The sequence below is a fragment of the Vreelandella lutescens genome (assembly GCF_014640815.1).
In the GTDB taxonomy this organism is placed as follows: domain Bacteria; phylum Pseudomonadota; class Gammaproteobacteria; order Pseudomonadales; family Halomonadaceae; genus Vreelandella; species Vreelandella lutescens.
Window position 1 is genome coordinate 245,857 of sequence record NZ_BMHM01000006.1, and the last position, 7,260, is coordinate 253,116.

Annotated in this window: 6 protein-coding genes; 5 read left to right on the plus strand and 1 reads right to left on the minus strand. The window is 52.3% G+C overall.

From position 1 onward, the window contains the following. Positions 1-203: 203 nt before the first annotated feature. The 5 genes from IEW65_RS15720 to IEW65_RS15740 are packed head-to-tail and all read left to right on the plus strand — an operon-like array spanning position 204 to position 7,039. A complete protein-coding gene (locus IEW65_RS15720; protein WP_188640390.1) occupies positions 204-1,619 on the plus strand; it encodes a cytochrome ubiquinol oxidase subunit I in 1,416 nt (471 codons plus the stop codon). A gap of 2 nt (positions 1,620-1,621) precedes the next feature. Beyond that, a complete protein-coding gene (gene cydB / locus IEW65_RS15725; RefSeq protein ID WP_188640391.1) occupies positions 1,622-2,623 on the plus strand; it encodes a cytochrome d ubiquinol oxidase subunit II in 1,002 nt (333 codons plus the stop codon). Positions 2,624-2,627: 4 nt separating this feature from the next. After that, positions 2,628-4,313 carry a thiol reductant ABC exporter subunit CydD gene (gene cydD / locus IEW65_RS15730; RefSeq protein ID WP_188640392.1) on the plus strand — a complete coding sequence of 562 codons (1,686 nt, stop codon included), beginning with the start codon at positions 2,628-2,630 and terminating at the stop codon, positions 4,311-4,313. Further along, positions 4,310-6,022 (plus strand): thiol reductant ABC exporter subunit CydC, encoded by a 1,713-nt coding sequence (cydC, locus tag IEW65_RS15735; protein ID WP_188640393.1) that lies wholly within the window; start codon positions 4,310-4,312, stop codon positions 6,020-6,022. The genes cydD and cydC overlap by 4 nt, the downstream gene beginning before the upstream one ends. Positions 6,023-6,046: 24 nt before the next feature. Continuing rightward, the gene (locus IEW65_RS15740) at positions 6,047-7,039 is read left to right on the plus strand and encodes an adenosine deaminase (protein WP_188640394.1); all 993 of its coding nucleotides are present in this window, start codon (positions 6,047-6,049) and stop codon (positions 7,037-7,039) included. Here IEW65_RS15740 and IEW65_RS17120 read toward each other — a convergent pair. Beyond that, positions 7,016-7,260: hypothetical protein (locus IEW65_RS17120; protein ID WP_229755593.1), on the minus strand; the 245-nt coding region annotated here is incomplete at its 5' end. The two genes, IEW65_RS15740 and IEW65_RS17120, sit on opposite strands and share 24 nt — an antisense overlap.

Here is a 7,260-nt window from a genome sequence, read left to right on the forward strand (position 1 = left end):
AAAGGGTTTGTCTGATGAGTGTGCGTCAATGCGACACAGCTTTTCAGGCAAACTATGGCTGTATAACCGTAGTCGAAGCGTTAAACTACAACACATGTAAAGAATAAGCTTAGTGCTTATAACTAAAATGCAGCGCCATTAAGGCTCAACTAAGCTTGTGACACCCATTGACGGGATATTAACTCAGGTCTTAGGAGAGTGTGATGGAACTCGACCCCCTCGTACTATCGCGAATACAGTTCGCTTTCGTTGTATCGTTTCATGCAATTTTTCCTGTGTTCACCATCGGGCTCGCGTCTTACATCGCGTTGCTTCATGGCTTGTATTTTAAGACCAATAACCCTGCGTGGGATCGACTTTCCCTATTCTGGACAAAAGTGTTCGCCGTTGTTTTCGGGATGGGGGTGGTCTCTGGCATTGTGATGTCCTTCCAATTTGGTACGAATTGGAGCAACTTCTCTCAAGCCGCCTCCAACTTTCTTGGGCCGGTGTTGAGTTATGAGGTTGTTACAGCGTTCTTCTTGGAAGCAGCGTTCCTTGGTGTGCTGTTATTTGGTCGTGGCAAGGTCCCTCAGGGAGTGCACTTGTTTGCGGCGATTATGGTGGCAGTGGGCACGTTTATCTCTTCGTTCTGGATCCTATCCGCCAATAGCTGGATGCACACACCAGCAGGTGTCGAGCTCATCGATAATCGCTTCCATGTGCTTTCTTGGACACAGGCTATCTTTAACCCCTCTTTCCCGTATCGCTTTGCACACATGGCTATGGCGTCGTTTTTGACCGGCGGCTTTGTGGTAGCAGGTGTTAGCGCTTGGTTTCTGCTGCGTGGTCGTGACCCTGAGGCGAATCGTCGTGCGCTCTCTATGTGTTTATGGTTACTGCTGTTCTTGGCGCCCGCCCAGGCAGTGGTCGGCGATTTCCACGGTTTGAACACCCTTGAGCACCAGCCAACTAAGGTAGCGGCCATGGAGGGGCACTGGGAGACTTCTGGCAATGTCCCGCTATTACTGTTTGCAATTCCTGACCAAGAAGCACAAACCAACCACTTTGAAATTGGTATTCCTAACCTCGCTAGTATCATCTTGACCCACTCTCCGGATGGTGTGATTCCCGGTATCAGTGAAGTTGCTCCGGAAGAGCAGCCGCCAGTGATCATTGTATTTTGGGCGTTCCGGGTCATGGTAGGCATTGGGCTGTTGATGATTGCGACCGCATTCGTGGGTTTATTGATGCGTCGTAAAGGCAAGGTGTATGAACATAACGCCTATTTAAAAGCGTTGGTGTACATGATTCCGATGCCATTTGTAGCGGTTTTAGCGGGGTGGATTGTCACTGAATCTGGCCGTGCACCTTGGCTGGTATACGGCATGATGACCCATGCAGAGGGATTGACTCCGTCCCTGACAGGGCCAATGGCGCTGTTTACGCTAATTGGCTACGTGGCGGTCTACTCAGTGGTGTTTTACGCCGGTATCTATTATTTAACCCGCGTAGTGCGCAACGGTATGTTGCCCGAAGAAGAAAGGGAAACCACTGGCGAGAACTTTAAGCGCCCCATGCGTCCGCTCTCTGCAGCGCACACCCCTTTTGATGATGACGTTGACCCGGTGAGGAGCTAAACATGGAAATGTTTGATTTAACGCTAATTTGGGCGGGTATCATCGGCTTCGGCATTATGATGTACGTCCTGATGGATGGCTTTGATCTGGGCTTGGGGATTCTTTTCCCCTTTGCCCCCGATGAAGACTCCCGAGACGTGATGATGAACTCAGTGGCTCCCGTTTGGGACGGTAATGAAACATGGTTGGTATTGGGAGGTGCCGGGCTATTGGGTGCGTTCCCTTTGGTCTACTCCGTTTTCTTACCTGCCCTCTATATAGGCGTCTTTTTGATGTTGGCGGGATTGATTTTTCGGGGCGTCGCATTCGAGTTCCGCTTTAAATCCCGTCGTAACCGTCGTTGGTGGAACCGTGCATTTAGCTGGGGGTCGGGTGTGGCCGCTTTTGCACAAGGCGCTGTTGTCGGGGCTTACATCCAAGGTTTCCGAGTAGAGAATTTTGCATACGTAGGGGGGGCTTTCGATTGGCTAACGCCATTCTCTGTGCTGACCGGGCTTGGCTTAATGGCTGGCTATGCACTATTGGGTGCGACGTGGCTAATACTGAAATCAGAGGGGCATGTTCAGGACTGGGCTTACAAAATCACTCCTATGCTCCTGGCGCTGGTGCTGGTGGTTTTCGCGATCATCAGCATCTGGACCCCCTTTGTTAACCCCATGGTTTGGGAGCGCTGGTTCGGCAATCTCCAGCTGATCTGGGTGTTCCCGGCGCTCGCGCTCTTCTCAGCCTTTATGGTCTACCGCTCTGTGAAGCGCCGTGACGAGGGCATCCCTTTCGTGGCAACCATTGGTATCTACGTATTTACTTACTTAGGCTTAATTGTCAGTAAGTGGCCGGTCATTGTGCCGCCTAACTACACGCTATGGGATGCGGCATCAGCGCCTGAATCACAGCTTTTTCTTCTGATTGGCGTGCTGTTTGTTATTCCTATTATTTTGGCTTACACCGCATGGACCTACTGGGTATTCCGCGGAAAAGTGCGTGTTGGAGAGGGGTACCACTAACGGTATGGCGAACCATCTTCCAGCAGCAGAGACGATGGTGACCATGACGCCGCGCCACTGGCTTGCTCAGCTCGCAAAACGTGAGCGGCGGACGCTGATGTGGGCGGCGATTTGGGGAGTGTTAGCCGGTGGGCAAACCGCCATATTGGTGGTGGGTTTGGCTTGGTTGATAGATCAGTTAGTGATCGTCGGCCGCTCTCCCTCGTCACTTGTTCCCGTCTTTATTGGCCTAGTAGCGGTTGTGCTACTGCGCTCTCTCTTCCAAGCGCTGCAGGAGTCTTGCAGCGCTCAAGCAAGCCTTCGTATCCGTCAATATGCCAGGCAGGTGCTACTTGATAAAATGGCTGCACTCGGCCCTGTGTGGCTGACACGCCAACAGAGCGGTGCGCTGGCCACCCAGTCTGTGGAGCATATTGAAGCGTTAGATGGCTACTTCGCACGTTTTTACCCCCAGTTGAGAATCGTGGTGGCTTTGCCGCTGCTGATCCTTTGCGTTGTGGGCTGGTTTGATTATTTAGCCGCGATTTTTCTGTTGCTTTCTGCTCCGTTGATTCCGCTGTTTATGGCGCTAGTGGGCATGGGGGCTGAACGCCTTAATCGGGATCAGTTTATGGCGGTATCGCGCCTTTCTGCTCACTTCATTGACCGCGTGCGCGGCATGACAACACTGCAACTGTTTGGGCATACCAAAGCTGCTCAGCAAGATGTGTGGTATGCAACAGATCATTACCGCAGATTAAGTATGCGGACGCTGCGTTTAGCCTTTTTATCATCGGCCGTCTTAGAGTTTTTTGCCTCTGTGGCCATCGCCGTTGTCGCCATGTACGTTGGTTTTGGTCTGCTTGGCTATATCGACTACGGCCCATCGCCAGAATTAACGCTGTTCAGCGGGTTGGCGGTGCTGTTGCTGGCGCCTGAATTCTTTCAGCCGTTAAGAACGCTTTCTCAGCATTATCATGATCGTGCTGCAGCGTTAGGGGCGGCAGAGAGTGTGGTCGCTATCCTCAATGAGACCAGTGTCGTTGCGTCCGAGCCTGCGTTACCGAGGTCAGCTCAGGCTCTAATTGAATTAGACCAGGTGGCTATTAACTACGCTGAGCGTGCAGCCGTATTAAGCGATATGAATGTGTCGATTAATGCGGGGGACGTGGTGGCGATTACGGGCGAATCGGGTAGTGGAAAGTCGTCACTCTTGGCACTGTTGGCAGGGTTTATGGCGCCGAGCCATGGCGAATGTCGCGTTGATGTGGCAGCGCCTGTTGCTTGGTTGGATCAAGCTCCCTGCATCCTTCAAGGAACGCTGGCCGATAACCTTCACATTGCCGCCCCAGAAGCGGACGTTGATACGCTCACGTGGGCGCTGCAGCGTGCTGGTCTTACTGAATTGTTATCTAGCTTGCCCCAAGGGCTTGAAACGACGATTGGCGAGCGTGGTGTCGGGCTTTCTGGCGGGCAGGTGCAGCGCCTTGCGCTAGCGCGTGTCTATCTCAGCAAAGCTCAGCTTGTTATTTTGGATGAGCCGACGGCGAGTCTTGATGCTGCAACAGAGAGCGTTGTAATAAAGGCGCTACTTGAGTGGGCAAAAGAAGGGCGCACGTTGGTGATGGCCACGCATCATCCGGCCGTTGTAGCCGCGGCTAATCGTCATTTCGAGTGTCGCTCAGGCCAGCTTGTTGAGGTGGCTATATGAAGCAGTTCTATCGCGATCTTGCCCCTTGGCTCAAGCTGCTGCTGCGCCGTCGTCAGCAGTTTTTAGTAGGTACCTTACTGGTGTGGGTGACATTGCTGGCAGGTTTGTCACTGTTAGGCCTCTCCGGTTGGTTCATTGTTGCATGTGCCCTTGCGGGAGTGGCTCTGGCGGCAGGGTTGCCTTCCTCTCTAGATGTGTATGTGCCCGGTGGGGGCATTCGGTTCTTTGCGTTGCTAAGAACCGTCGCACGGTATGTGGAGCGTTTGTACAATCATAATACGGTGTTGACGCTTTTGGCCGACTTACGGCACCGCGTGTTTGGCGACTTAACCCGCTTAGATGACGCCTCTCTCAAACGACGTCGTGCAAGTGAATGGCTAAGCCGGCTTACCTCAGATATCGATAACCTAGATAACCTCTATTTGCGGCTACTTATTCCTCCCGTAGCTGCGCTGTTAACGATTCTTGGGGTATCCGCTTTTATTGCTATTTGGCTACCCGTAGTTGGGGCAGTTGTGGCGGTTGTGCTCACGCTTCTCTGGGCCGTGGTTACCTTCGGCTATGGCTGGCTGGGGTTTGCTAATAGCTATCAGCAAGTGAGCGATCAAGAAGAGTTGCGCCGATTAGTGCTTGATCAGGTTCAAGCCTCTGCTGAATTACTCAGCTACCAAACCCAAGGCTGGCATCGCCAAAAAGTCGAGCAACATGAAGCGCTAGCCTTCAATAACCAGCGGCGCTTAGCAGTGAAGGCTGCCATGGGTAATGCTTTCTTATCTGGGGTGACCGGTTGTTTATTGATCGCCACGCTATGGATAGGAAGTATGGCTTTATCTGCTGAGCAGGTGGTGGGGCCTATTTTAGTAATGGCGGTGATTGCCGTGCTGGGTATTAACGAAGTGTTGGTGCTGCTTCCGGCGGCTTTTTTAAAGCTTGGCTTAAGCTATGGGGCGGCTCAGCGTTTAAATGCGCTGAAGGTCAACCAGCCTGTTTTTGACGTTGTCGAGCTACCGGAAAATACGGAAGGGCTCTCCCTCCAATTCGATCAAGTGTCCTACACCTATCCTGAAAGTGTTGCCCCTGCGCTGATTAATCTTCAGGCGACGTTGCCTTCACAAGCGCGCGCTGTTATTACCGGAGTGTCTGGGTCAGGTAAGTCGACTTTGGCGGGTTTGGTGATGGGAAGGATTGCACCGACACAGGGAGCCATACGCGTGGCGGGTATTTCTCCTTGGCATATATCACCGGAAAGTCGTGCTGATCACTTTGCACTCCTCACCCAGCAAACGGATCTGTTTGATGGAACGCTTGAGGAGAATCTACGCATCGCTAAGCCCTCTGCAACAGAGGAAGAGCTATGGCAGGCGTTATCCAGCGTGGCGTTGTCGCACTGGGTGCAGCAGCAGCCCAAGCAGTTGTCTACCCATGTGGGGGAGAAAGGTCAGCAACTCTCAGGGGGGCAGGCCAGAAGGGTTGCCTTAGCAAGATTAATGCTGCGTGACCCTAAGGTTGTGCTCTTGGATGAGCCCTTTGCGGGCGTGGATGCTGAGACCGCTAGGCATTTGGCGATGTCTCTTGATCAGTGGTTGTCGGGGCGAACGGCTATTTTCCTTCTTCATCAGATAGATGACGTTTCTCTGCTGCCCAATGTGGACTGTCAGTGGCACCTTGATGGGGGGCGATTAATTACAGATACTACTGCTGACAGCTAATTGAAACGCAAGCAGGAGCACCGCATGAACGAGTTTTTACGCCATCTTCCAAAAGTCGAGCTCCACTTGCATATTGAAGGCTCGCTGGAACCTGAGCTGATGTTTGCTCTTGCCGCTCGTAATGGTATCGCTCTCCCTTATGCGACTGTTGAGGAGGCCAAAGCCGCTTATGATTTTGAAGATCTTCAAGGGTTTTTAAATCTTTACTACCAAGGCATGAATGTTCTGCGCACGGAGCAGGACTTCTATGACCTTGCTATGGACTATTTTCAGCGCGCCCGTGAAGAGGGTGTTCTGCATATTGATATGCATTTCGATCCTCAGGCACATCTCCAGCGCGGTATACCGTTAGAGGTCGTCATGGCAGGCCTGCTGAGAGCGAAAGAAGAGGCCGAGTCTTCGCTGGACTTAACGGTTGGAATGATTATGGCGTTTCTGCGCGACCGACACGCTGAGGAAGCCCTGCATGTTCTTGAGCAAGCGGCACCGTACTGGAAATTCTTAGATGCTATTGGCCTGGATAGTGCAGAGTTGGGTAATCCGCCTGCCAAATTTCAACAGCTATTCGCGCGTGCCAAAGAGCTTGGGCTAGTGCGTGTGGCCCATGCCGGTGAAGAGGGGCCCGCCGAGTACATCGCAGAAGCGCTAGATCTTCTCGATGTTCAACGGATTGATCATGGCGTGCGCTGTCTGGAAAGTGCTGACGTGGTGAAGCGCCTGCGTGATCACCAAACTGTGCTTACCGTATGCCCACTTTCCAATGTCAGCTTAAAAGTGGTTGATCAGTTGCGCGATCACCCGTTGCCGCAGCTGCTGTCTGAAGGGCTCAAGGTTACGATTAGCTCAGATGACCCCGCTTACTTTGGCGGTGGGTTATTGGAGAATCATATAGCCTGTGCCCAAGCCTTTGGTTGGGAGGCAGATACCTTTCGCCTGTTGAACCGTAATGCCATTGAAGAAGCCTTTGTGAGTGATGATCGACGCCAAGAGCTTCTAAAGCGGCTGGCTGCCTCTTAAAATACCGCCGCCGACAATTTGTCGGCGGCTTTTTATTGAGGTTTTTGCGAGCAAAGCATTGATTAGAAAAAAGGTGTTGACGCGCTGATTTAAATGCGTAGAATACGCCACACATCGAACGGCAACGCCCTTCGAACAGCTCTTTAACAATTTGATCAGGTAATTCATGTGGGCGCTTGCCGATGAGGGTGATAAATCACCAAATATCAAGGCAAGCGCAC